The following is a 25,705-nucleotide window of genomic DNA, read 5'->3' as shown; positions in this document are numbered from 1 at the left end:
TATAAGGGCTGGAAGCGCAGAGAGTTATTTGTGTTTCCAGCCACTTTTTTTCTTCCGTTTCAACTCTTTTTTATTATAGAAAACAAAGTTTAATTTTAATCTATTGCTGATATACAATGAATTTTGCAAGGTGGTTTATTTATTAAATACATAAAGCACTGCAATTAAATTGATCAATAATATTCTTAATTTAAATGGATGACGTTTTCTATGGAAAGAAAAAGAGTGCTTAATCTTTTTTATACCCCTCTGTTTCTCTTTATATATGGATTATGGAAATGCTGGCGGGCAAGTGATAATGCTGACGATATAGAAATTATCCAGTTTGGATTAGCCATGCTGGCGCTTCTCTTAAGTCTGGTGGCGATGTTTATTCTGGGAAGCGCGGTGATGGTATGTAAGGCCAGTGCACGCACTTCGCGACGTTCCCAGGATGTACTCATCCAAAAGTTTAATTTCTGCCGACGACTACTACCCTTCATGATGGTTGGCGAAATTCTTTTTTGCGGCCTCGCGACCGTTGCCTTAGTGCTCTCAGAAATTATCTGGACTATGGGTCACGTAGAGATGAATGGTGGCGGTCTGAAATTGCTGTTCGCCATGGTGATAGCGGTATTTGCCATATTCTGGATGATCATTAAAAGTTTCTTTTCTGTGCGTAGATGCTTTGCCCTGTTTAATCCTGAAGATTCGCGGGTGATAGGTGTCAATCTGCCGGAAATGCAGGCGCCCGAACTCTGGCAGTGGGTTCGGGGCCTTACCTCTCAGGCGCAGCTTACGCCACCGGATAACATTGTCGCGGGGTTTTTTGACTGCTTTTATGTCACGGCCAACCCCGTCCAAATTGAAAAGGGCGAGCGCTTAACGGGGAATACACTCTATTTACCGCTGACGTATCTGTCACTCCTTAACGAAGCGGAGATTGCCGCTGTCGTGGGGCATGAATTAGGTCATTTTACCGGTGAGGATACGCAGTATAGCCTGCGTTTCGCGCCCCTCTACGCGGGCATGCAAAATAGCCTGCAACAGATGGCCAAAAACATGCAGGATGCCTGGATAGACCGCCTGGTACTCTATTCCGCTCTGGATATGGCGATGTGGTTTTTACAAACCTTCCATGAGACGGTGAACCACTGGAGTCGCATCCGGGAACTCGCCGCCGATGAAACCGGGGCTCGCGTATCCTCCTCTTCGGCCTTTGCCTGCGCATTGCTGAGAATATCGGCGCTGAGTGAGCCCGTTGAGCACTTTCTGGAGGACGTTCTTCGCGGGCGAAAGAGCAGTGACAATTGGACAGAAGGTCTGATCTCTGCGTTGCAAAAGCTGGGGCCGCTTGATGTCCTTGCCAGCATCGACAGTGAAATTGCACATCCCATGGATAGCCATCCCACGACCCGCACGCGTATCACAGCCCTTAATCTTTCACTCGATGAAGGACTGCTGATACAGGCCTCTCGTGCCGTTGCGCCAGAAGAGAACCTCTTCTTCCCCGCGTTATTCGCGCCCGTTGCCAGCGCATTATCTTGTGAGATATCTCAGGAGATTGAACCAGTGCGCGCCGAGATACGCGAGGAAATCGAGGCAGAAGCAGCACTGGCGACAGAAACTAAGGCTATATGGTCTTCCTCATCGATGGCATGGACCATGATGATCGTGGGTATTGTGTTGATGTTTGGTGGGGGCTATCTGGTGCTCTTTCAACACCTTAGCGGGATATGCTGGCTGTTTACGCTGATTGGTCTCCCGCTGGGTATGCTGGGGAACGTGGCATTACAACGGTCTCGTCAGTCGTTGTTCACATTGACATCGCAAAGCATCACCAGCATCTATCTTCCGCAGCCACTCCCGCTCGAATACGTTGAACGTTATGAGGTAGTCGTCATCTCCGGCGTCGCGATGCTCCATCTTTATGTGCGCAATGGCGATAGGCTGAATATCACCACCAAACGCTGTATGCAGGTATTCCGTTATGAACCTCAGGAAAGCCGGGTCGTCGTCGTTGTCAGCAGCCCTTGCTGCGAAGAAGAGGGGAAAAAAGTTAAACTCGATGCTGTAACGATGTCACAGATCGTTGGGCAATATATTTCATCTGCACATGCGCGCGCGGAATTGAGTAAATAGAAGATTTGTTGTTGCTATGATGCCGGACTGAGTCCGGCAATTTTTTTAATTTGTCATTAATGATACGCAGACCAGCTAGCGATTGTGATTTTAATGTTATGCGCTTTTGCAAATTTTTCTTGTTCTTTACTTAACATATCGGCTGGCTGACTGATTTCCTCAAAAGATTGTGTGAGTTGTTCTTTTTTTGTCTGGAATTCATCATCTTTAATATTTTTATCACCTGCCAGTACAGTGAGCGCCTCCAGGCTTTCATCTGTTTTAACGACTTGTTCTAAATAACGATAAGTTGCATTTTGGAGATCTTTAGCATCATCGGGTACACCCTTTTTTTCTTCCATTTCATGCCATATCTTCAGACGGTCCTGGACACCTTTTTTATGGCGAAGCACATTATCATTGTAATCCGCAAGAAACTCGCGCGAGTCATTGCTTGATATTTGCGTAATCATGTTTTCAATATCACTAATGGTCGTATTCCACATTGCAATGTTTTCGCCAAGATAGGCTTTCGGATCGGGCCCGCATCCTGTCAACCACAGACATGACAGGCTAATTAATAATATTTTTAGGTATTTCATTAAAATAAATTTCTTTTATTTATGGGTTGATTAAAATAGCAGCATGATAAAGTGATAGATGTTATCCTGATAAAGATAAATTTTTTAAATATTAACTGCGTTGATGAATTATAACTTTCCGTTTTTTATTTTCAATTTCTATTTTACCCGCCATGCTTGAGATAAAGAGGAGTAATTAGTGTTATTGTTTGTATTGTTTTTTTATATAACTTTGTCCCTGACCAGGGCAAATCACTACCCCCGTGCCTTATCTCCAGAAAGATGGTGAGCGTTAGTTAATACCTGAGATTATGGGTGGGGAAAAATGAAGGGTAGTGATAAGAGAACGACCCATCATCGGGCCGCGCTCTCTTTTACAGCTTTATTCCGCGAATTTCCATGCGTCAATTAACTGGCCGTTGATACGCAGGTGACGTTTCTCATCCTTCGGCAGAGAAATTGTTAACGTTTTCCATGCCGGGCGATAGTCGCCGCGGGTGTTAATCGTGAGATCGATGGTGGTGCCATTGCACGTCATTTCCCATTCTACCCACAGCGCATTCCCGTTCTGATAACCCCACGACTCACCGTCATCTTCGAACAACAGGCCGGATGTGGTGCCCACACCTTTTACCGGGAAGAGTTTCAGTTCACGTGTATCATCGTCTTTGGCGCTGACAAAAGTGATGCGCTCGCTCACCGGCAGGGCGGCCCCGGCGCGGACCAGCAGCGGCAGTTTTTCCAGCGGCGCATCGCGGGTTATCCACTGCCCGCCGGAGAACCACTCTTCGGTGTAAAAATCGTACCAGCCGGTTTCGTTATCAGGCAGCCAGACGCGGCGCTCGCGCTGTCCGGGTTCAACCACGCTTGCGACCAGTAAATCGCGCCCCAGCAGGAAGTCATCGCACTCCTCGAAAGTTTGCGCGTCGTGCTCGTGGTCGAGGAAGGTCGGGCGCAGCATCGGTTCGTCATCTGCGTGAGATTGCCACAGCAGGGTGTAGAAGTACGGCAGCAGGCGATAGCGCAGTTCAATGGCGCTGCGAATCGCCGGGGTAACTGCCGGATACATCCACGGTTCGTTGACCGTGTGATCGTCATTCCATGAGTGAATGGTAAAGCGTGGGTGCATCACCCCGTTCTGGACCCAGCGGACAAACAGCTCCGGGTCTGGTTTATCGCCGGAGAAGCCGCCGACGTCATGGCCCAGGTTATAGAGGCCAGAGAGGCTCATCCCAAGGCCCATCCGCGTGTTATAGCGTAGGGTGTCCCAGTTGGTGCGGTTATCGCCGCTCCAGGTTTGTACGTAACGCTGCATCCCTGCGCAGCCGGAGCGAGAGATAAGGTAAGGGCGCTTGTTCGGCGCAAACTGCTGCTGCGCTTCCAGCGAGGCGCGCATCATCAGCAGCGGCATCACCGGGCGGATGTGTTTGATGGCGATTTGCTGGCCGAAACCGTGGCAGCGCGCTTCCCCGTCCCACACTTCAAATTCGTTGTTGTCATTCCAGGTGGAGTCGATCCCCATCTCCAGCAGCTGTGTGGTGACGCCGTCTTTCCACCAGTTAACGGTTTGTGGGTTGGTGAAATCGAGGTGGGAACCTTCGTCATCCCAGAAACTGGAGCGTTCCGGCGCATCGCTTTCAGAATCACCAATGAACAACCCTTTTGCCGCCACCTCTTCATAACGCGGATGATCCTGCAACAGACACGGTTTGATGTTGGCCGCCAGATGCAGCCCGGCATCGTGAAACGCCTGGCTCATCACTTTCGGCTGCGGCACCTTGTCATAGTTCCAGTTGAAGACGTAGCGCTTACCGTTGATCGAGGTATAGCCGGACGAAAGCTGGAACGAGTCACACGGAATAGCGTGCTCGTTGCACAGGCGGATAAAGTTCATCAGCTGATTTTGCGCATCCGGCGCATCGGTGTAGTGCATAGTGGAACCGCTGTAACCCAGGCTCCATTTCGGCCCGAACAGGGTTTTGCCAGTCAGGCGCACAAACGCTTTGGTGACGTCGAGCACGCGCTCGCCGGTAAAGATGTAGTAATCGATATCGCCCGCTTCCGCCTGCCAGCGACGGTACGCGGTGTGGTAGTTATCGATCTCATTACCAAGGTCCAGCCAGCAGCTGCTCAGGTTGTCGTAAAACAGGCCGAAACTGATATCGTCGCGGCGCGTAATGGTGAACGGAATATGTTTGTAGAGCGGGTCGGTGCTGACGGCGTTGTAGCCCATCGCGTCCAGGTTACGCATCTCATAGCGTTTACCGTTGCGTTGCAGGTCGCCCGCTTTATCGCCCAGGCCATAAAAACGCTCATCTTTGCGACGGCTTTGATAGTGCGCCACGCCGTCGCCGTGGGCGTTCAACAGATAGGCGCTGGTGGGGCGATCGTTGACTAACGGCTGCCATTCGCCTTCGGCATTGCGATAGTGCCACTCCAGCCACAGCGGCTGGTGGACGGTCGCGCGCAGGGAGTCGGTGGCGACGATGACGGTGCCATCCTGCTCGGTCAGCGTCCAGCCGGGCAGGGTAAAGCCGCTGAGATCTTCGCGATGTCGCCCTTCCCACGGTACATCCTGCTGGGGAGCGATGCTCCAGGTTCTGTCCAGCGCCAGCTCGCCTTTGCGTTTAATCAGCACGCGGAACAGATTCTCTTCCAGCACGTACACACACAGGGTGTGCTGGCTATCGACCAGCAGTTCAACGTGGTGGTCAGATTGCTTTTGCAGGGTCCAGTTTTTCAACGTTTTCATTTTTACATCCACTCTCAGGCGCGTTTAGCGCGACGTTCAGCAATAAATGCCACCAGGAAACAGGCGCCGATCAGGTCGAAGATACCCATGGCGACAAACAGCGGGTTAAAGCCGATTTTGTCGGCGGTCACCCCGATAATCAGGGAAAAGAGGAAGCTGGCGATCCAGGCCGCCGAGCCGCGCATGCCGTTAACGGTTGCCATCTGGCCTTTATCGAAAGACTCGACCACCAGGGCGCTGAGCATGCAGGAGATGATCTGGTGACCGAAGCCGCCGATGGACATCAGCACCACGGCTATAATTGGATCTTTCGTGATGGCGACTACCGCCAGCGAAATCATCATGAATGCGCCGGTGACGGAGCTGGCGACGGTGGAGTTGACGCGGGAGAAGCCAAACAGACGCTTATAAAGCCGGGTTAAATAGCCGCTCGCCACGCTGCCGAGATCTGCCGCCAGAAACGGCAGCCAGGCGAAGAGGGCGATCTGCTTGAGATCCATGTTGTACTGTTTTGCGAAGTAGAGCGGCATCCAGAAGCTGAACACCGCCCAGGCCGGTTCGGCCATAAATGCAGGGATGGCGATACCGTAAAAGCGTTTGTTTTTGCCGACAGTTTTCAGCGCGGTAAAGAACGGGAGTTTGACCGGCGGCGCTTCGTTATCCTGACGGATATACTCCAGCTCGCTTTTACTCAGATTCGGATGTTTTTCCGGGTTATGGTAGAACGCCCACCACAGCACCACCCACAGCATCGCCAGCACGCCGGTAAACATAAACGCGCCCTGCCAGCCAAACGACGCGTGCGCAAAATAGATAATCGGCGGCGCCAGCATCGCGCCAATGGAGAAGCCCACGCCAGCCCAGCCAGAGGCAATCGGGCGCTCGGTTTTCGGGAACCATTCGCCAATCGTTTTGGCGTTGGCGGGCGTCGCTGCCGCTTCCGCGCCACCCATAAAGAAACGCAGTATCGCCAGATGCAGCCAGCTTCCGGCCCCGGCGTGCAGCAGGCAGGCCAACGCCCAGAGGGATGCGCAAATCATAAAGCCGAGCTTCAGGCCGATAACGTCGATTAACCATCCGCACAGTGGCTGGAAGAGGGTATAGGCAATTTGGAATGCGCCGACTATCCAGGAGTATTGCTCGGTGGTGATGCCGAGGCTGGTTTTCAGTTCAGGCGCCAGAATACCCAGCGAATTACGGGTGATGTAGTTGACGGTTACGCCAAGTAAAAACAGGATCAGCATCCACCAGCGCAGGTTTTTCACCACCCGACGGGTTTTGCTGACGGTCATATCGTTATTGATGCCCTGACTCATAGGGATCTCCACAGAATTTTGTAGGGTAAGGTGGGGCAACTCCGTGGAGAGTTGTCACACCAATCTAATTAACCGTTTGATATACTTATTATTTAGTTTTAGACACTTCCGCTATGCTTGTATGGAAGTTGTTCTACCAATTCAGACTAAGAGACAAAAAAAGCCAGGGAAAGCGGGTTTTGTGCACGTTTTTTCATGAGTGGCTGAGATACATTATGAATGCCTGTCTCAGGCCTTATTACATAGGGTTTCTGCCCTATGAAAATTCTTTCATTCGCGAATTTGAGTCGGATCACAAAATGGAAAAGAAGCTGAAAATTGCCGAAATTGCCCGGCGCACCGGGCTTTCTGCCAGTACCGTTTCGCGTGTGCTGGCAGGAAAAGCCAACACCAGCCCGCGCGCGCGTGAGCTGGTACTGAACGCGGCGCGCGAACTGGGGGTGATGGACGGCATGGCTGCGGGGCGTTTGCTGCTCAACAGTCTGATGGTCTTTGCGCCGCCGCGCGCTTTCGACGAACGTTCGGATATCTTTTACTACCGCGTGATCCAGAGCATCAGCAAAGCGCTTGCCCCGCACGAAGTCCGCCTGCGCTACTGTCCGCTGGAAGAAAATGACAGCGACCCGACGCTGTTTCTCTCGCGGATGAACGAAGCGGAAACCCAGGCGGCGATCCTGCTCGGTATTGACGATCCGCATATCCACGATCTGGCCGCCGATCTTGGCAAACCTTGTGTGTTGATCAACTGTCGCGATGAGCGCATGCGTTTGCCGGCGATCGCGCCGGATCACCGCATGATTGGCGCATTTGCTGCCCGCTATTTGTTTGAAATGGGCCATAGGGAAGTGCTGAATGTGATGTGCCTGCGCCGTTACACCATGGAACAGCGGCTGGCGGGCATTCGTGAATCCTGGGCGCAGCATAATCTGCATTTTCAGCACGACAGAGACCTGCTGAACATCAACAGCTTCAGTGCCAAAGCCACGGAAGAGCGAGTAGGTGAGTGGCTGGATACGCGTAAAGGGCAAAACCTGCCGACAGCGTTGCTGGTGGGGAGTGATTTTATGGCGGCCGGGGCCATTAACGCCCTGCGTCAGCGCGGCCTGCGTGTGCCGCAGGACATCTCGGTGATGAGCATTGATGGTTTTAATCTGGCGGCCATCGAAGATGTTCCGCTGACCGCAGTACATGTTCCGCGCGATGAGTTGGGCAGTGAAGCAGTGCAGATGCTGCAACAACGGCTGATTCGCCCGGATGCACCGGTTGGTTCGCTGCTGCTGCATGGGCGCTTAGCCGTGCGGGAATCGGTACGACGAGTGCGCCCCGGCAAAGGGCACACCGCCGTCGATCGTGAAGGGCTATATGACAATCAATCTGCCATGCCCAGCGCGCGTTTGCCGTGAATATTCAGGTCGTTAAGGGTAAAGCGGCCTTCCCAGCTAACTTCGTAGTCTTCGCGCGGGAAGTCACCCGGCGAAGCACCTTTCTCCAGCGCAGCCCGCACTTTGTGGGCGTAGGCGAGGTTTTTCTCACACATTGGCGCGGCGGGGATATACATCACGTTGCCCCAGCCTTGCTGATTTTCCACCGGTGCGACGGCGTGAATAACATCGCAGTGCCACCATACGGAATCACCGGCTTCCACCGCCGGAATTGAAGTCAGCGCCTTGATAAGCAAGGGATGCCACTTTTCGGAAATTGGCAATACTCTGCCTGGCGCAACGCCGCACAGCTCATCTTCCGGCACATCATCAAGCAGCGGACGCAACAACACGTAAGCCATCGCTTCCGGGATTGGCACCACGTGGAGCAGGCCTTGATCGGCAATCATATCCGAGAGCGCGGTCCAGCCCTGGAAGGTGCGGAAGACGGAGCATTTGGTGGTGTTATCGACGGTGTACTCTTCCACGTCGGTGCGGTGCGCCGCATTCCAGGGATCGTATTCGTCAATCCTGCCGTTGAACACATTGGCAAAAACCTGTTGATAGGCGGGCAGCAGCCAGCGCTCCAGCGCGCCGGAATCCGTATGTGCGCCCAGGCCTTTCGAGGTGGTGCCCGGCGGGCGGCGGCGAATACGATCGGGATAAATCACGCTGACGTCCGGGTTAAACCACTGTTTGCCGTTGCTCTCGACCTGCCACAGACGGTTCAGGAACGATTGCACGGCGGCCATATTGTCGCTCTGTCGGGCCTGCATCTGTGCCTGTGACCAGTAGATCGGGTAGATTTCCGGGCGCGACGCCTCCAGCGAGCCAAAGAAGCTGTCGCCAGGGCCTTTGTAGACATCATCAAAGCGGTTGGCATCCAGGTAATCCAGCATGGCGCGATCCCACGCCAACGCCTGCTCGCGCGGGAAGTGGCCTTTGATTACCGCACAACCGCGTCGCTTGATCTCTTCGCGAGTGGCGTCGCTGATGTTGCCCGATGCAATTTCATTAAATGGGATCTCCGGCCATATCGGCAGACCCTGCGCTTTTCGTGCCTCAATGTCGGCAACGCGGGCTTCAATTTTTGCGGTCAGCTTATCGAAAACCTGCTGCACATCACCAAGTTGCGCGCGCAGTGCGGCCTTCATCTGGCGAATCGCTAATTTCGGATCGGCAGGCAGCGTGTCGTGGGTAAAGGTAAGAGCCATATCAACCTCGCAATCTTTCATTCGAAAGTAAAAGTGATTACAAGTGATACTTTAAGTTAAAAATAAGTTAATGCAAGTTTAAAATGTTGCTGGTTGATTCGGCAGGGATCGGTAGGCCGGATAAGGCAAAGCCGCCATCCGGCACTATACGGGTGGGACAGGCTTACGCCTGGAAGGGGCCGGTTTTATCCAGCACGGCCTGAATAACATTTAACGCGCCGTGATGATTGTTGTCATCCGTTTGATAATCGGCAATCGATTTAATGCTCTCGGCAGCATTTTCCATCGCAAACGCGTATTTCACCAGCTTCAGCATCTCGGCATCGTTGCCGCTGTCGCCAATCGCCACGCACGCCTGCGGTGAGACATCCCAGCGCTTGAGCAGACGGCTGATGCCGTTGGCTTTATGCAGGCCAGGAATAATCAGATCGATAAAACCAAAGCCGCTGGTGACCGGCTTCATCACGCCGTCGAGGGAGACACGCAGTTTATCAATCAACAGAGGAATCTGTTCATCGGGTAAGTTGAGCGAGAATTTAAACAGCTTATCGTCGATATCCGTATAACGGGCGACGCGCTTGAGGCGGTAGTAGTGCTTTGACATCAGCGCCACAAACTCATCGGGCGCGTTTTCGCTGACATACGCGCTTTCCAGACCGCAGGCCACAAAGTTGAGCGTTTTATCCTTCAGCAGCTCGCCAATCACTGTTTGCGATTCGTGATGGGTCAGTTCACCGTGGAAAAGCTGTTGCCCGTGCTCATACACCAGCGCGCCGTTTTCAGCGACGAAGGAGATGCGGTTCTGGATTTCCGGGAAGAAGGTGATGAGCTGGTAATACTGATTCCCGCTGGCAACGACGAACTCAATGCCACGCTGTTGAAGCTGTTCAAACTGCGCCAGAAAACGGTCACGATCGTACTTTTTGGCGTCATTAAGAAAAGTTCCGTCCATATCGGTGACGATAACTTTAACGGTCATACTCAGTGCTCCTGATGTAACTGCGACCAGAAACATTCTAATTACAATGTGACCGAAACCACAAATTTATTTCATATGAAAGTATGAGGGCGTGGGTTAATGTGCTGTTGTTTGCAATTCTTCCACCGCTACGCCGGTGATCGCGCTGACTTTTTCACGATCAAGGCCTTCTTTGAGCAACGTTTGCGCGATGCGCTGCGCGGCGATACGCTGGCCTTCAGATAGACCTTCTTCACGCCCCTTTTGATGTAACTGTTCCGCAATTGTCATCAGAGTCTCCCTGTGCTTTGGCGCGCGCTGCGCCAGTTTCTCAAGCAATGCGCTACAGTTCTCGGTGTTGCCTTCTACGAACATATAGCTCACTAACGCTTTTAGCTGCGTTTCCGTAGTGTATCCCAACAGTAACAGGGTCACCAGTTGCTCAAGCAAACCTGAGAGGTCGCGCTGGCGAATATGCTTTTGTAGCAACTCGAGCAGCGCCATTCTGCGATGCTGCATGATGTCGTCATCCGGTGTGACGGTGATATCCACCAGCGGGAAGGCATTATAGAAAACCTGGCGAGCCAGCTCCGGATCGTCAAACTCGTCAATCCAGTCCATTGAATGGGGATAGGGGCTTTCCTCGCCGTGATAAAACAGGATCGGAATGACCAGTGGAATGGTTTTATGACCGATATCCAGATGACGTTGCATCGCCGCGATGGCGTAGCGCATCAGGCGAAAAGCCATATGATCGTCCGGCGAGCTTTGGTGTTCGATGATGACGTAAATATAGCCTGCACCGTTACCGGTTTGCAGAGAGTAGAGCACATCGGAATAGCGTGAGCGCAGTTTTTCATCGAGAAAACTTTCGGGCTCGAGCTTAAGCGTATCGAGGTTGCAGTGGGGGCGTAAAAAGGGTGGCAGATGCGCTTCAAGAAAGTCGCGCGCGGTTTCACCGTGGCGCAAAAACGTTTTGAAAATCGCATCATGAGGCGTGGCAGGAAATTTGGTTTTCATGGCGGTCCGTGCCGGTTGTTGAAGATGGGCGGACTGTAGCACTCATAAAATGATATGTGTTTTTGGCGTGATTATCCTGCGAGGCGACTCGGAAAACGGCCCCTAAGACGTAAAAAAAGCCGGGTTTCCCCGGCTTGAAACCTTGCCTGATGCGCTGCGCTTATCAGGCCTACATGACCTGTGCCATGTTTGGTAGGCCGGATAAGGCGTTTACGCCGCATCCGGCAAGGGCTTACAGCGTATGCTCCGTACGCGCGATGATATCGTCCTGCGCATCCGGCGACAGGGCAGTGAAGAACGCCGAGTAACCTGCCACGCGCACCACCAGGTCGCGGTACTGATCCGGGTGTTTTTTTGCTTCCAGCAACGTTTCGCGGGAGACGATGTTGTACTGAATATGCCAGCCTTTATGCACTTCGAAGAAGGTCCGCAGCAGCATCATCAACTTCTGTTTATCGCTCTCATTATCCAGCGTCGCCGGGTTCAGCTTCTGGTTCAGCAGCACGCCGCCAAGGATTGCGGAGGTCGGCAGCTTGCCTACGGAGCTAATAACCGCGGTCGGACCCAGATGGTCAGTACCCGAAGCCGGGCTTGCGCCTTCCGCCAGCGGCGTTTTGGATTTACGGCCATCCGGCGTTGCCATGGTTTGTGCGCCAAACGGCACGTTTGCCGAGATGGACGAGGTGCCCGCATAGTAATTGCCGCCAATCGGGCCACGGCCATAGCGCGGGTTGTGATACTGCTTCAGTTCGTCGATATAGGTCTGGTAAGCGCGCGTCAGCAGCGTATCGACGCTGTCGTCGTCGTTGCCGTACTTCGGCGCGCCGTTGATCAGGCGTTGACGAAGCTGTTCATGCGTCAGCCCTTCGTAATCTTCCGCCAGCGCTTTCGCCAGTTCCTGCTGCCCAATCAGCCCCTGATCGAAGACCAGTTTTTTCACCGCCGCCAGGCTGTTGCCGAGGTTAGCGATACCGACCTGAAGCCCGGAAACCCAGTCGTATTTCGCGCCGCCTTGCTTGATGCTTTTCGCGCGCTCGATGCAGTCATCAACCAGCGCCGAGCAGAGAATATCGTGCACGTTCTCTTCAAGCATAGTGTCGACCACATACTCAATCTCAATCGATTTACGGGTGTAGTAGCGAATCTGCGTATCCCATGCTTCCAGCACCTCATCGAAGTTACTGAAGTTACCGGAAGAAAGCGCTTTTTCCTGAGCAAGGAACACCTGCTGGCTGGTGGCATCGCGGCCGCCTTCCATCGCCGCCAGCATCACGCGGGCGAAGTTGATAAAGCTCATACCGGTGCAGCGATAACCCCATTTGCCGCCGACGGCGGTTTCGATGCAGCCGATGGCGGCATAGTCATAAGCGTCCTCTTTTTCGACGCCGAGTTTAATAAATTCCGGAATAACAATTTCATCGTTGTTAAACGCTGGCATGCCGAAGCCGCAGCGAATCACCTGCACGCAGGCGTCGAGGAAGTCGTTGCTCATGCCCGCGTGATAACGCACGCTCAGGTTCGGCTGAGTGGAACGCAGACGGCCGCAGGACTCCAGAATAGCGTAAGAGAGCGGGTTCACCGCATCCTGCGCTTCACCGTTGACCAGCGTCTGCCCGCCGATGGTGACGTTCTGATACAGCGGGCTACCGGCAGAGGCTTTGGAGTGTGAGCCGGAGCGGATCTTGTTCACTTCCAGCAGCTTCAGCCAGCAGCTGTGCAGCAGTTCAATGGCGTGCTCGCGGTCCAGCGTCTGTTCCAGCTCGACGTCGCGGCGATAGTACGGATAGAGGTACTGGTCCATACGGGCGAACGACACCGAGTGGCCGTTGGACTCAATTTGCAGAATCAGCTGAATGAAGTAGCACAGCTGCAGCGCCTGCCAGAAGGTTTTCGGTGGCTCATGCGCAATGACATCGCAGTTTTCTGCCATCGCCAGCAGCTCATCGCGACGGTTTTCGCGCGTCTCTTCGGCAGCCATTTTACGCGCCAGTGCGGCGAAACGTTCAATGTGCAGGCTTACCGCGTTGAGCACGATATCAATCGCTTTCAGGAACTGTTCGCCGTGCAGATCGTCGAGCACGGTCAGGTTAATGCGCGTGCGGCGTTCGGCCACTTTGGCACGCATACCGTCGAGGCCTTTTTCCAGCAGCAGCGGGAAGTTCACCGCCAGGTGCGCGTCGCCGGAGGTCATATTCCCTTCGGCTTTGATGATCCCGGTCGCCAGCAGCGCTTTTTGTTCATCGGTAAACATACCGTAGCAGCGATCCTGCACGGTCTGGCCGCGCCACCATGGGCACACTTCGTGCAGCACGCGCTTGTTCTCTTCGCTCACCGCAAAACCAGCGCCCGGGCGATCCGCCAGGTCGTCAATCTCTTTCTCAATCCAGCTCACGGTATATTCCGGGAAGATTGGGGCGGCGCGGACTTCGCTTGCCTGGTTGCCGATGATCAGCTCGTCGTGCTTGATCCAGATAGTGCGTTCCGCCAGGTGATGCGCCAGCGCCAGCGCGCGGCGAACCGGAATCGGTTTATCCAGATGCTGCTGATAGGCTTCGGTGTAGTGACGTGCGCGTTCAGTACAGACTGGTGGCTTAACGATATTTATCAGCGCGGATTTATGCGCTGTGATGCGGTCGGTTAATTTATCGAGCGTCAGAGTGGTCATCAGATTATCCTCGTAGGGTCGCCGTTAAGCCTTTTTCGCGCGCATACTGCTGGGCAAAATCCAGCAATTCCGGGTCGTCGAGCGGCTTGTCGGGGGCATTGTAGGGTTGGCCAAGCAGCGAATATTTATTGATGCCCAGCGTGTGATACGGCAAAAAGTGAATCTCCTGCACGCCCAGTTTGTCGGCAGCAAATTCGGTAATCGCTTTGATGGAATCAACATCCGCGTTAAAGCCCTGAATCAACGGCACGCGAATGGTCATCTTTTTACCGGCATGTGCAAGACGTTGCAGGTTATCGAGCACGCGTTTGGCTGAGCCATCGGTCCAGCTTTTAAAGCGCGCATCGTCAACGTGTTTCAGGTCGGCCAGAAAGAGGTCGATATAGGGCAGCGCAGGCTCCAGATAGCGCCACGGTACGTGCAGACAGGTTTCCACCGCCGTGTGAATACCTTGCTGATGGGCATTTTTCAGCAGCGCCAGCGCCAGTTCCGGGTTCATAAACGGCTCGCCGCCGGAGAGCGTCAGCCCGCCGCCGCTGCGATCGTAAAAGGGCTTATCGCGTAGCACCGTCGCCATAATGTCCTCGACGCTTTTCTCCTCTCCGCAGACGGTAAGCGCCTGAGTGGGGCAACAATCGCTAAGCGCCGCGAGATGCGTTTCGTTAAGCTTCTCGCGGTGAATAAGCAGACCATTCAGCGCGCGTTCAATCACCTCGGGCGCCGCCTGATGGCAAAGGTCGCATCCTTCCAGGCACAGACGCGGATCGAACAAGAGATCCTGCTCGCGGGAGCGGCTTTCCGGGTTCTGACACCAGCGACAGCCGAGCGAGCACCCTTTAAGAAACACTACGGTGCGAATGCCTGGGCCGTCATGGGTGGAATAGCGCTGAATATTGAAAATCATAGGTTGCCCTCATCTTTCGTATAAAGATTTAAATACTTTCGAATGAAAGTTATTTTGACGCAAATCAACCAAACGTGAGGTTTGTCCGTGGTAGTGTTAAAGCATGCTCAATCTCACGGTTTAAGGAACGGCGATGGAACTCTATCTCGACACATCTGATGTAGCGGCAGTGAAAAAGCTGGCGCGGATTTTCCCTCTGGCGGGCGTGACCACCAACCCGAGTATCGTTGCCGCAGGTAAGAAACGTCTCGACGTTTTACTGCCTGAGCTGTACGAAGCCATGGGCGGGAAAGGTCGCCTGTTTGCGCAGGTGATGGCCACCACTGCCGACGGTATGGTGAACGATGCGCACACGCTTCGCGCGATTATTCCCGATCTGGTGGTGAAAATTCCGGTTACCGCGGAAGGGCTTGCGGCTATCAAGCTGCTGAAAGAGGAAGGTATTCCCACGCTGGGTACCGCAGTTTACGGTGCTGCGCAAGGTTTGCTGTCGGCGCTAGCTGGTGCAGAGTATGTTGCGCCCTATGTGAACCGCGTAGATGCCCAGGGCGGAAACGGTATTCAGACCGTATGTGAATTGCAGGAACTGCTGACGCTGCACGCGCCGCGTGCCAAAGTGTTGGCCGCAAGCTTCAAGACGCCGCGTCAGGCGCTGGACTGCCTGCTGGCGGGCTGTAAATCGATTACGTTGCCGCTGGATGTTGCGCAGCAGCTGATTAGCTATCCGGCGGTGGACGCCGCGGTGGCGAAATTCGAGCAGGACTGGCAATCGGCATTTGGCCGTACTTCGCTATAATATTATTCTTCCCGACAGCGGACGCTGTCGGGACTCCCTGAGCACTATTCCTGGTTTTCTTCGCTTCCCTATCAAACACTAGCTGCTGCATTCCTATTCGTTATCTAATGGATCTGTTCTGTTTTTAGTATTCACGAAAGGCGTTTAAAGATAAGGAATATCTATATGGAGAAGGCGTACGCGTTTGTAGAGACTTTTATGCAGCAACGAGACATTGAACTGATACACGCAAAAGATTGCCCAGCTTTTTGGGTCGACTGGCGGGAGTTTGATGAAGATATTGCTGACTACTGTCACATCGACGGCCTGACCGCTGAGACTTGTGATGCGGACAACGATCTGGGCTATGACCTGTTTTTTAGCTACAAAGGTAGAAAAACCCAGGTGCTCTTCGAGGAAGAAGAAATTACCCGAGATCCAGCATTGCAGGCGATCAACCGGGTCATTATGCCTGATTACGAACTCCGTTTTATGACGGATACGTTGGGTGGCGATGTTCTGGCGTTTATTGTCCTGGATGGACAAGGGTGGCAGACATTAGCGGCTAAGTACGGTAAAGATGCGCTGGACTCACGCTTTTTGCCTATTACCGATGATACAACCATGTTTGGGCTGTCGTTTGGTGAAGTGATCCAGTCAATTAACGCGTGAATGTTTTAGGCAGAATAGAATGCCACCTCTTTTCAGAGAGGTGGCATTAAGAAAATCATGTCCGAATTGGTAACACGCCCGTTGACGCTGGCAGGGTAATTCGGCTGACCGTCTCACCTCGCCAGCAGGTAAAATAGATACCTTCTGCGTCATGCGTGAGCTGGATATCGGTAATCGGGCTGGCGGCGTCAAAATCCCACACACAAACAAACTGCGCGGCGATTTGCTGGCTGCGTAATATTACGTAGCTCAGGTCGCTAACTGCCGGATTGCCTGGCGCATTGCCTTGCCACAACTCCCCATTGCCCGCGAACCATAGCGCGATTTCACCCCGTGGATGGCGGAACTGACGGCGCTGAAAATCAATCAGCGGCGAAACCACGCTATTACGCAGGATGCTAAGCGGGCCGGTGGTCGAGAAGATGGCCGACTGCCCTTGCATATCCACGGCCTGCGCATCCAGATGCAGCGTCCAGTCAAGCTGTTGCTCATGTGGATTCACGACATCGGAAACGTCGAGCAACACGTCATCCGCCCACAGCACTCTGCGGCGAAACTGAATGTCCTTCCAGGCATCGACATCCCACTCCACGCGCGTGTGGCTGTTCAACTGCGGAGCGGGCTTTCGCCAGTCGACGTAGCTGTCGAGCCAGAAATAATCTTTCCCCTGATGCCAGCCGGAAACTTGTGGTGTGGCGGGAGGCTGATTGGTCTGATTGACGCTAAGCGTGTTATGCGTCGCGCTATTTTTGTAATACGCATAATGCATTGCCGCGCCGTAGCCGGTGGTGCCGAGATCCGGCAGGATGGGGAAGTGTTTATCCCAGATCAACACGCTCAGGCGATCGTAGTGATCGTGCTCGCCACCATAGGGCGAGTGTTTGATCAGCACCGCCTGGCCGTTTTGCGGCTTGCGCCACAGGCTTAGGCCCGCGCCCGGCGCGTACAGCGACGTTTCTGGAATAAGCGATGCGTGAGTCTCCGGCAGGGCATTATCGCGCCACAGCACCGTTTCCATATCCTGAGTCTCTTCACCGAGGAAATGCAGCACCTGGGCATAGCGCGGTTCATGATACAAAAACCATGCGAATTCATAGACATCGCGATGATGCAGCGTTTCCTGCCCGGCGATGCAATCATTCAGGCGCGGGAAAGTGCCGTCCGGCATCAGCAGGGAAAGCGGAAAATCGAGCATTTGCCGGTAGTAAGGAAGATGCCGCAGGCTCCAGTACGTGCCGTACGCCAGTTTTTCAAAGGCCATAAAGCCCTGTAGCGCATAGTAGTGATAATGTACCGAACCTTCGAACCATAAGCCTTCTTCCAGCAGGCCGTGCTCCAGTTGCCAGCGAAGCCCGTAAGGCTGATTGACGGCAAAATCAAGCAGCGTATCGTCTTCCAGAATAAAGCCGATGACCGCAATTGCTGCGCTAATCTTAACCTCATGGTTATGAATTTGCGGGCTGCGGTGGGCCATCAAAAACGTGGCGGCCTCGCGCAGCAGGCGCTGGCTGATTGAGTGCTGCTCGGCGGGCGATAACGCATCAGCGATAAAATCGTAGCCTAACGCCATATCCAGGATACAGTTGGCTTCGCACAGGGTTTGTGCGTTCATCTTTCCCGGCCCGTTATGCGGAATGTTGCCGTGCTCCTGATAGCCGGGGTAGTACTCGGCGTAGCGGGTTAATATTTCCGCCGCTTTATCGGCATAACGCTTCTCCCCGGTCAGTTGCCACAGCAGGCCCAACTGATAGCAGGCCTGCGCGTTGCGCCCGTTCATCTCGCGCCACCACGCGCTGTCGTAGGGCTCGCCGCTGAACATCTGGTTATCAATCGGGCAGTGATGCTGCGTCGGCGAGTGGCGATCCCACATCAGCCGCACGCCGTGTTCGGGGCAAAAGTAGTAGAGATTCCAGCTGGCGATCCCCGTCTCAGGCACCCTGGCAGGGGTGCTGAGAACGGGTTCCAGCCCACGGATTAACGCTTCAACCTGGGAACCGCGTAAGGCACGTTCGCGAATCGCATCCCAGCGATGAATAAATTGCTTCATGGTCTGCTTATCCTTTACATCAATGCGCGAGCGGCAGTGGGCTGATGAGTGTGGTGATGTCATCCGGGTATTTTGCCTGCAACCAGCGTGCTTTTTGCGTGAAGGCTGCATCATCAGGCCAGGCGTGGGCGGCGGAAGAGACGTTGAACAGCGCCTTTTTGTCATCCCATTTATCGATGTCTTTCCACGGCCAGGCGGTTTTGCCGTCGACGAACTGCGTAATATAGGCGTAGCCGTTACGCAGGCTGTGTTCGTCGAGTGTGAAGTTCCAGATATCAACGCCCACCTTCTCGCCCAGACGCCCTAAACGGCTATAGGCTTCAAGGTTAAAGTTGCTGTAGTGCCACGGGCGGGTACGTTCCAACTCCGCGGTCTGACGGCCCTGAATATCAAAATGCCCGGCAATGCGGCGAAGTTGGGTTATTTGCAGCTGTTTTTTCGCTTCTTCCGGTTTTCCGCTAAACCAGGCAAACGTCGCGGCCTGTAGATCAAACCAGGAGCCGTGGTTGTTATGCCAGTTCTGCTCTTCAAAGCCGTTCTGGCTAGTCATCATCCAGTGCCAGAAATCGCCATACCACGCCTGAAGTTTCTGATAATCGCTATCGGAAAGCTGCTGCGTGCCGTGCAGCAGTTCGATGGCGTCCACTACGTCAACCAGCGCGCGGCTGTCGATGATGCCGATGCCGCGGCCATCGTTGATACCCGGAATCGCTTGCGCATATTGCAGGTTAGCGTTCATTTTGGTTTGCGGATTCAGGAACCAGCTGTTGATTTGCGCCACAGCTTTTTCGGCATAGCGTTTGTCCTGCGTGAAGTACCAGGCCAGCGATAGCGTATAGACATCGTTGCTCATTTTGACCAGACGGTTTTTATCCGTGGCGTCACTGTTCGCTGCCGGGTTGGTTTCGCCATCTTTGCGGATGTAAGGCAGACCATCTTTTTTGTCTGGATCGGGCCACCAGTAGGGCGGAAAACTGTAGTAGTCATGTTTATCACCGCTGACGGCGACCAGCGTTTTATCCATCACTGAAAACAGCGGGTGTTTCAGTGCCGCGTCGGCGCGTTTCACCAGCGCATCGCGCGCCTGAACGAACGCGGGCGCTTTTGCCGTAATTTGCTGTTGGCTGAACGCCAGATCGTCTGGTGAGAGAATGGCGGGTTTCAGCGGGGTTGCTGCGTACAACGAGGCGCTAATGCTCAGGGAGAGCATCGTCAAACATAATGCCCCACTATATTTCGCAATTTTCATATTTTATACCCTTGGTTAATGTCGGGATGCCTGCCGAAAATATGTTCCTGGCGCCACCGATGTGTTTTGTATTGAGAATACAAATAAACACCCTGCGGTATTTAAATACCGCCTAAAACAATGTTTCGGATTTAATTTGTCGCAGTGTAAAAGAGCTTGCAGGAAAAAATGTGATGCAGATCGTTCCAGAAGTCAGAGCGAAAAATTAGGCGTAAAAATGTGTGCTTCGTCACGAAAAATCGCAAAATTCAAAAAAAGTGGAAAACATAAATAAAAACTATAATTTGGTAATTGCATGAAATTTATATGAATTTTCATTGTGTATAAAATTTAATCATTTTTTAATGTGATCCAAAGCGGATTTTTCCATTTCGAAACGCTATTTCTATTTTGCCCCGTTGTATTTGAAAAATGCATTCTATTAAATGAAGGTTAATATTGGTTTGGTCTGTTTTAACAGAACCGGTAATACCACGATACCCTACAAAAAAAGGATATGAAAATGTCTGGAAATAAATTTCGCTCGTTACTTTTGTTAACAGCATTAGGACTGGGATGCGGGCAAAGCTTTGCCAGCACAACGCTGAATGTCTGGATTCGTGCGAGCAATGACTCAAAAAATATCTATAAAAATGAGGCGGAAGCCTTCGAGAAGAAAACGGGCATTAAGATTGAGTACTTCAACGCGACGACCGATTTCGAACAGCGTCTGGCGCGTGCGGCGGCGGGTAATGCATTGCCTGATTTGATCTTCAACGACGCCACGGCGCTGGGGCAGTTCATCCAGCTCGGCATTGTTGATGAGATTAAACCTGAGTCGATTACCGGCAGTCAGGACATCTATCCAACCGCGTGGGAAAGTACCCGCTACGCCGATGGAAAATACTACGGCGTACCCACCTCCGCACAAACTTTTGCTCTGTTTGTGCGTAAAGACTGGCGCGAAAAACTGGGCCTGCCGCAGCCGAAAACCTGGGACGATATTCTGGCGATGGCGAAAGCGTTCACCACGCAGGACCCGGACGGCAACGGTAAGCAGGATACCTACGGGTTTATCGTTCCGGGCTCAACCACGCGCGGTTACGCCAGTTGGTTTATGAGCAGCTTTATCTGGCAGGCAGGCGGCGACTATGTCGAGAAGAAAGGCGATAAATTTACCGCCACGCTGAATACGCCGGAAGTTGCGCAGGCAACGCAGTTTGTCCGCTCGCTGCTGTGTGAAAAAGTGGCCCAGCCGGGGGCGATCAACGCCACCACCGCCGATGTTATTCCCTCTTTCCGTTCCGGTCAGTCCGGGATGTTCTTCACTGGGCCATATCACATTGCGCTGATGGACAAAGATCCCGGCAAAGATAAGTTCGAAATCGTCAACATTCAGGGGCCTAAAAGCGAAGCGACGTTGGCGGAAGGCACCACGGTATTCCTGATGAAGGGCAGCAAGCAGAAAGAGGACGCGCGTAAATTCATCGAATTTATGATCTCCAAAGAAGGGCAGGAGATCGGCATGGGTAAAGGCAGCAAAAACATTCCCGTCGTGCGTCTGCCGGTGAATAAAAACGTCAATGTTGAGCAGGTTTATCAGGACGCTCGCTGGAATACTTTCGCGGCGCTGTATAACAGCCATGGCCGCTACGTTCCACAAATCCCGAACTGGACGCCAGCGCGTCAGGTCACGGCTGACGGGTTTAACCGCATATTCGCCGATTGTTCCAGCGACATTCCTAAAGAACTGAACGCCATGAACGAGAAGCTTAATCAGGAACTGGCGAAGCAAAACGTGCTGGCTAATTGAGGTCCCGGTTAATGACACTACACGAAAGTAAGATTGCAACACCGCAACGCAAAGAGGCCGAGGGCGTTCGCTGGTTGACGCCCGCGCGTAAGCGCGCGCTGATCCCGTGGATGTTCCTCGCTCCGGCGCTGATCATTTTTACCTGGTTCAAATTCATCCCCATGATTCAGGGGCTAATCATGAGTTTCTACAAGGTGAACTTTAACCAGCCCAATGAGTGGGTGGGCGGCGCAAACTTTGCGCGCGCGTTTGCCGATGCGGAATTACATTCGGCGGTGGCGAATACCTTCCTGTACGTGCTGGTCACGATGGTGGTTGCTGCCGTACTGGCTTTTTTCCTTGCGATGCTGCTCGAAGGCCCTGCGCGCCATTTGCGGTTCATTCGAACCGCTATCTTTTTGCCTGCGGTCACCAGTGCGGCGATCGTGGCAGAAATGTGGCGCATTCTGTTTAACCCCACGCCGAACGGGGTGGTGAACCACATCCTGAGCTGGTTTGGGGTGGCGGATCAGGGCTTCCTTGCCAGCAGCGACCAGGCGCTGTGGGTCATTATGCTGCTGCATATCTGGAAAGCGGTGCCGTACAACATGGTGATATTTATCGCCGGTCTCGCCGGGATCAGCCGCGACCTGTACGACGCGGCGAATGTCGACGGCGCGAACTGGTGGAACCGCCTGCGCTACGTCACGTTACCGGGGATGATTCCGGCGCTGTCCGTGGTGTTGATGCTGTCATTTATCCGTGGTTTTCGCGTGTTTGCCGAAGTCTACGCCACGACCGGTGGAGGGCCGTCTAACGCCACCGAGATGATCATGACGCATATCTACAAACTGGGCTTTGAGCAGTTCGATTATGGCTATGCTTCTGCCGTGTCGTTCCTGCTGTTTGCCTTCACCGTGGTGCTGACGATTTGCCACCTGACGTTGAAAAAGCGCATTGCGCGTTACTAAGGAGACAACATGTTGAGTAAACGTTGGGACACGGCAGGACGCTGGTGTATCTATCTGTTGCTGTTAATTGTATTTGTTGGCCCGTTCTGGGGCATTGTCGCCACCGCATTCAGCGGCGCGCCGGTTAAACCCGGTGAACTGCTGGCCTGGCCGAAATCCTTCTCGCTGGATAACTTTATCTTCGCCTGGCAGGATATTGGCGTCTGGCAGTACCTGCTGAACTCCATTCTGGTGGTGTTTTTCGGCACCATTTTGCAGGTATCGGTCAGCGCGCTGGCTGCCTATGCGCTGGCGCGGAAGAAGTTTCGCGGCGTCGCGCTGGTGAGCCTGATTATTCTTTCAACCATGATGCTGCCGGAAGAGGTAATCGCCATTCCGTTGTACATGATCATCAACTGGCGCTTACCGTTGATCGATACCTCGCTGTACAACAGCTACCTCGGCATGATCCTGCCCGTGGTGGGCTGGGCGTTCTCTATCTTTGTGCTGACCGAGTTTATGTCGGCTATTCCGAAAGAGCTGGAAGAAGCCGCGCGTATTGATGGTGCAAACGAATGGCAAATCTTCTTCCACGTTATTCTGCCGCTGGTGAAACCGGCGCTGGGAACGGTGGTGACCTTCGGTTTCATCATGATTTGGGACCAGTATCTGCTGCCGCTGATTGTCATTAACCAGGACAGCCTGAACACCATTCCGGTGATTCTGGGGACGCTGCGTACCGATGAAAGCATCACGCCGAATATTTTCATCGCCATCACGCTGCTGGCCATGCTGCCAAGCATCATCGTTTACCTGGGTCTGCAAAAACATTTCAATCGCGGGATTATGTCCGGCGCGGTTAAAGGATAAGGAGTCTGCTATGGGATCTGTTGTACTGAACAATGTCCGTAAATCATACGGCGACGCGCACGTGATTAAAAATGTCTCATTGACGATTCCGGATGGCGAGTTCTGCGTGCTGGTGGGGCCAAGCGGCTGCGGGAAATCGACGCTGTTGCGCATGATTGCCGGGCTGGAGGAGATCTCCGAAGGTGATATCCATATCAATGAGCGTGTGGTGACGGACGTCGAACCCAAGCTGCGCGATATTGCGATGGTGTTCCAGAGCTATGCGCTTTATCCGCAAATGACGGTACGTGAAAACATGGGCTTCGCGCTGAAAATGGCGAAGCTGCCGAAAACGGAAATTAATCAGAAGGTGGAAGAGGCGGCGGAATTATTAAACCTGACGCCGCTGCTGGAACGTCTGCCGAAGGATCTCTCCGGCGGCCAGCGCCAGCGCGTGGCGATGGGGCGCGCCATTGTGCGTAAGCCGCAGGTTTTTCTGTTCGATGAACCGCTCTCTAACCTTGACGCTAAGCTGCGTACTCAGGTGCGCGGCGAAATTCGTGAACTGCACCGTCGACTGAAAACCACCTCGGTGTATGTCACCCACGATCAAATTGAAGCGATGACCATGGGGCAAATGATTGTTGTGTTGCGCGATGGTCGTATTGAGCAAGCCGGCACGCCGCTCGAACTCTACGATAGCCCGGCCAATCTGTTCGTCGCCGGGTTTATCGGTTCGCCGGAAATCAACCAGCTTAAGGGCGAAATTGTGCTGGATGGCACTATTGCTCAGCTGCGGCTGCGCGACGGTTCACTGCTGCGCTTGCCGGATGACGTTAATGTCGTCGATGGGCAGCAGGTGATTTACGCCATTCGCCCCGAGCAGGTCAACGTGGTAAGTCAGGCTCAGGAAGATGCGCTGGGCGCGGTGATCACCGCCATCGAAAATACCGGCTCCGATATGCAGCTGTTTTGCGATACCGGCGGCGGGGCGTTTACCTCGGTGTTTAAGCAGCGTCTGGCGGTGAAAGAGGGCGAGAAAGTGTGGCTGCAACCGAAACTTTCCGGCGTGCATTTGTTTGATGCCGCAACTGGCGAGCGTATTGCCAGCAAGGGGGAGTAGCGGCGTGGCGATGAAACTCTACACCCTCGATGAAACCTGTCTGGAGAATGCCCGGCTGGGGCTGAAGCAGCCATTTTCACCGCTTCAGCTGGCGCTGAGTCGCCTGGTGAACGATGCCGACGGTTTAAAGCGGACGCCGCCTGAAAGCGTGGTGCATAAAAAGCTGCGTCCGGCGAGCGGCGATGCGCACGATTACTACAGCCTGGGCACCTACTGGTGGCCGAATCCGCGCAGGCCCAACGGCCTGCCGTACATTCGTCGCGACGGGCATACTAACCCGCAGTGCGAAAATAACGATACGGACACCACGCGGATTATCCGCATGTGCGAACGCTGCCTGACGCTGGGGCTGGCATGGTATTTCACCGGGCAAAAGCAGTACGCTCAGGCGGCGGCGGTGCAAATTCGCTGCTGGTTCCTTGATGGCGATACGCGGATGAATCCGCATCTGAACTATGGTCAGGCAATCCCCGGCGTGGTGTCTGGCAGAGGCACCGGGCTGATTGATACGCGTCTACTGTGGATGGTTATCGATACGATCGGCCTGATTTCGCCTGCGGGGGTACTGGACACCGACGATATCATTGGCCTGCATCAGTGGTTCCGCGATTTTAACCACTGGATGTACTACAGCGATATTGGCCATTCAGAATATGTCTGGCACAACAACCACGGAACCTGGTATGACGTGCAGCGGACGGTGAACGCGCTGTTTTACGGCGACAAAGGGCTGGCGGCGCGGATTATCGAGCAAGGATTCACCCAGCGAATGGCGGCGCAGATTGATCAGGACGGTAAACAGACCATGGAGCTGGAACGCACCATGCCTTTTCACTATTCCCTGTTTAATCTGGAGGCGCATTTATTATTAAATCGATACGCCGAACATGTTGAAATCGACCGCTGGAATCATATTCGTGATGGGCGAGGAGTAAAAAAAGGTATCGATTATCTGGTGCCTTTTATCCGCGAACCCGATTTATGGCCATACAGTGATTTGCAGGGGATTGTCTGGGATAGCGCTACACGCGTGTTATTACAAACATTGCGTGGCTATCATAAATATTCCGAGCAATATCGCGATTTATTAACGACCTTCCCGCAGGAAACAATGAGTCTGAAAGAACAGTTGATGTGGTGCCCGCCGCTGCGCAGAGTCTGACAGACCTTTTTACAGGCCGGGTGTGGCGTTAATGCCGCACCCGGCCTGCTGCTGCGCGCAATTCGATGTTGATGTAAGGCCCGGTTATTCCGGGCTTTTTTGTATTTGTTGTTTATTATGCTAATAATTATAAATATCTGGGGGTTATATATTTTTTAATAAAAATAAAATCAAAA

General features: G+C 53.4%; 19 protein-coding genes. 9 read left to right on the top strand and 10 right to left on the bottom strand.

Annotated features, from left to right (window positions below):
- Positions 1-210 precede the first annotated feature (210 nt).
- Positions 211-2,121, top strand: a complete 1,911-nt coding sequence (locus G163CM_RS10020; RefSeq protein ID WP_231827927.1) for a M48 family metallopeptidase — start codon at positions 211-213, stop codon at positions 2,119-2,121.
- A gap of 56 nt (positions 2,122-2,177) precedes the next feature.
- Here the strand turns inward: G163CM_RS10020 and G163CM_RS10015 are convergent, their stop codons facing one another.
- From G163CM_RS10015 to G163CM_RS10005, 3 genes are all read right to left on the bottom strand, one after another.
- Complete coding sequence (locus G163CM_RS10015; RefSeq protein WP_231827916.1) at positions 2,178-2,702, bottom strand: hypothetical protein; 525 nt, start codon at positions 2,700-2,702, stop codon at positions 2,178-2,180.
- A gap of 361 nt (positions 2,703-3,063) precedes the next feature.
- Positions 3,064-5,433 carry a glycoside hydrolase family 31 protein gene (locus G163CM_RS10010; protein ID WP_231827914.1) on the bottom strand — a complete coding sequence of 790 codons (2,370 nt, stop codon included), beginning with the start codon at positions 5,431-5,433 and terminating at the stop codon, positions 3,064-3,066.
- Positions 5,434-5,447: 14 nt separating this feature from the next.
- Positions 5,448-6,749, bottom strand: coding sequence for an MFS transporter (locus G163CM_RS10005; RefSeq protein ID WP_231827910.1), 1,302 nt, complete (start codon positions 6,747-6,749; stop codon positions 5,448-5,450).
- 299 nt (positions 6,750-7,048) lie between these two features.
- On the opposite strand from G163CM_RS10005, the gene G163CM_RS10000 reads away from it, so the two are divergent.
- Complete coding sequence (locus tag G163CM_RS10000; RefSeq protein ID WP_231827908.1) at positions 7,049-8,152, top strand: LacI family DNA-binding transcriptional regulator; 1,104 nt, start codon at positions 7,049-7,051, stop codon at positions 8,150-8,152.
- Here the strand turns inward: G163CM_RS10000 and G163CM_RS09995 are convergent.
- From G163CM_RS09995 to G163CM_RS09975, 5 genes are all read right to left on the bottom strand, one after another.
- On the bottom strand, positions 8,119-9,384 hold the full coding sequence (locus G163CM_RS09995) for a DUF1479 domain-containing protein (protein WP_231827905.1): 1,266 nt from the start codon (positions 9,382-9,384) through the stop codon (positions 8,119-8,121). The genes G163CM_RS10000 and G163CM_RS09995 overlap by 34 nt on opposite strands.
- A gap of 163 nt (positions 9,385-9,547) precedes the next feature.
- Positions 9,548-10,363 (bottom strand): Cof-type HAD-IIB family hydrolase, encoded by an 816-nt coding sequence (locus G163CM_RS09990; RefSeq protein ID WP_231827903.1) that lies wholly within the window; start codon positions 10,361-10,363, stop codon positions 9,548-9,550.
- A 96-nt stretch (positions 10,364-10,459) separates the two neighbouring features.
- A complete protein-coding gene (locus G163CM_RS09985) occupies positions 10,460-11,362 on the bottom strand; it encodes an Rpn family recombination-promoting nuclease/putative transposase (protein WP_231827902.1) in 903 nt (300 codons plus the stop codon).
- 232 nt (positions 11,363-11,594) lie between these two features.
- On the bottom strand, positions 11,595-14,027 hold the full coding sequence (locus G163CM_RS09980; protein WP_231827898.1) for a formate C-acetyltransferase/glycerol dehydratase family glycyl radical enzyme: 2,433 nt from the start codon (positions 14,025-14,027) through the stop codon (positions 11,595-11,597).
- Positions 14,028-14,031: 4 nt separating this feature from the next.
- Entirely contained in the window at positions 14,032-14,931 is a 900-nt protein-coding gene (locus G163CM_RS09975) for a glycyl-radical enzyme activating protein (RefSeq protein ID WP_231827896.1), read from the bottom strand.
- A 133-nt stretch (positions 14,932-15,064) separates the two neighbouring features.
- On the opposite strand from G163CM_RS09975, the gene fsa reads away from it, so the two are divergent.
- Together fsa and G163CM_RS09965 are read left to right on the top strand one after the other, a co-directional pair.
- Positions 15,065-15,727 carry a fructose-6-phosphate aldolase gene (fsa, locus tag G163CM_RS09970; protein WP_231827895.1) on the top strand — a complete coding sequence of 221 codons (663 nt, stop codon included), beginning with the start codon at positions 15,065-15,067 and terminating at the stop codon, positions 15,725-15,727.
- A 165-nt stretch (positions 15,728-15,892) separates the two neighbouring features.
- Positions 15,893-16,378 (top strand): hypothetical protein, encoded by a 486-nt coding sequence (locus tag G163CM_RS09965; RefSeq protein ID WP_231827894.1) that lies wholly within the window; start codon positions 15,893-15,895, stop codon positions 16,376-16,378.
- Positions 16,379-16,433: 55 nt separating this feature from the next.
- Here G163CM_RS09965 and G163CM_RS09960 read toward each other — a convergent pair whose 3' ends face one another.
- Together G163CM_RS09960 and G163CM_RS09955 are read right to left on the bottom strand one after the other, a co-directional pair.
- Positions 16,434-18,425 carry a heparinase II/III domain-containing protein gene (locus G163CM_RS09960; protein ID WP_231827893.1) on the bottom strand — a complete coding sequence of 664 codons (1,992 nt, stop codon included), beginning with the start codon at positions 18,423-18,425 and terminating at the stop codon, positions 16,434-16,436.
- A gap of 19 nt (positions 18,426-18,444) precedes the next feature.
- The gene (locus G163CM_RS09955) at positions 18,445-19,674 is read right to left on the bottom strand and encodes an alginate lyase family protein (RefSeq protein WP_231827892.1); all 1,230 of its coding nucleotides are present in this window, start codon (positions 19,672-19,674) and stop codon (positions 18,445-18,447) included.
- A gap of 502 nt (positions 19,675-20,176) precedes the next feature.
- On the opposite strand from G163CM_RS09955, the gene G163CM_RS09950 reads away from it, so the two are divergent.
- The 5 genes from G163CM_RS09950 (at position 20,177) to G163CM_RS09930 (ending at position 25,529) form a co-directional block, all read left to right on the top strand.
- Positions 20,177-21,466, top strand: a complete 1,290-nt coding sequence (locus G163CM_RS09950) for an ABC transporter substrate-binding protein (protein ID WP_231827891.1) — start codon at positions 20,177-20,179, stop codon at positions 21,464-21,466.
- Positions 21,467-21,576: 110 nt separating this feature from the next.
- Positions 21,577-22,416, top strand: coding sequence for a carbohydrate ABC transporter permease (locus G163CM_RS09945; protein ID WP_420851440.1), 840 nt, complete (start codon positions 21,577-21,579; stop codon positions 22,414-22,416).
- A 9-nt stretch (positions 22,417-22,425) separates the two neighbouring features.
- The gene (locus tag G163CM_RS09940) at positions 22,426-23,265 is read left to right on the top strand and encodes a carbohydrate ABC transporter permease (RefSeq protein ID WP_231827889.1); all 840 of its coding nucleotides are present in this window, start codon (positions 22,426-22,428) and stop codon (positions 23,263-23,265) included.
- A 10-nt stretch (positions 23,266-23,275) separates the two neighbouring features.
- Complete coding sequence (locus G163CM_RS09935) at positions 23,276-24,367, top strand: ABC transporter ATP-binding protein (protein WP_231827888.1); 1,092 nt, start codon at positions 23,276-23,278, stop codon at positions 24,365-24,367.
- 10 nt (positions 24,368-24,377) lie between these two features.
- Positions 24,378-25,529: an alginate lyase family protein gene (locus G163CM_RS09930; protein WP_231827887.1), complete on the top strand. Its 1,152-nt coding sequence runs from the start codon at positions 24,378-24,380 to the stop codon at positions 25,527-25,529.
- The last annotated feature ends 176 nt before the right edge of the window (positions 25,530-25,705 follow it).

It is taken from the genome of Pseudocitrobacter corydidari (assembly GCF_021172065.1).
GTDB lineage: Bacteria > Pseudomonadota > Gammaproteobacteria > Enterobacterales > Enterobacteriaceae > Pseudocitrobacter > Pseudocitrobacter corydidari.
The sequence above is the reverse complement of the archived record's forward strand: the minus strand, read 5'-3'. Positions and strand labels throughout refer to the sequence as shown.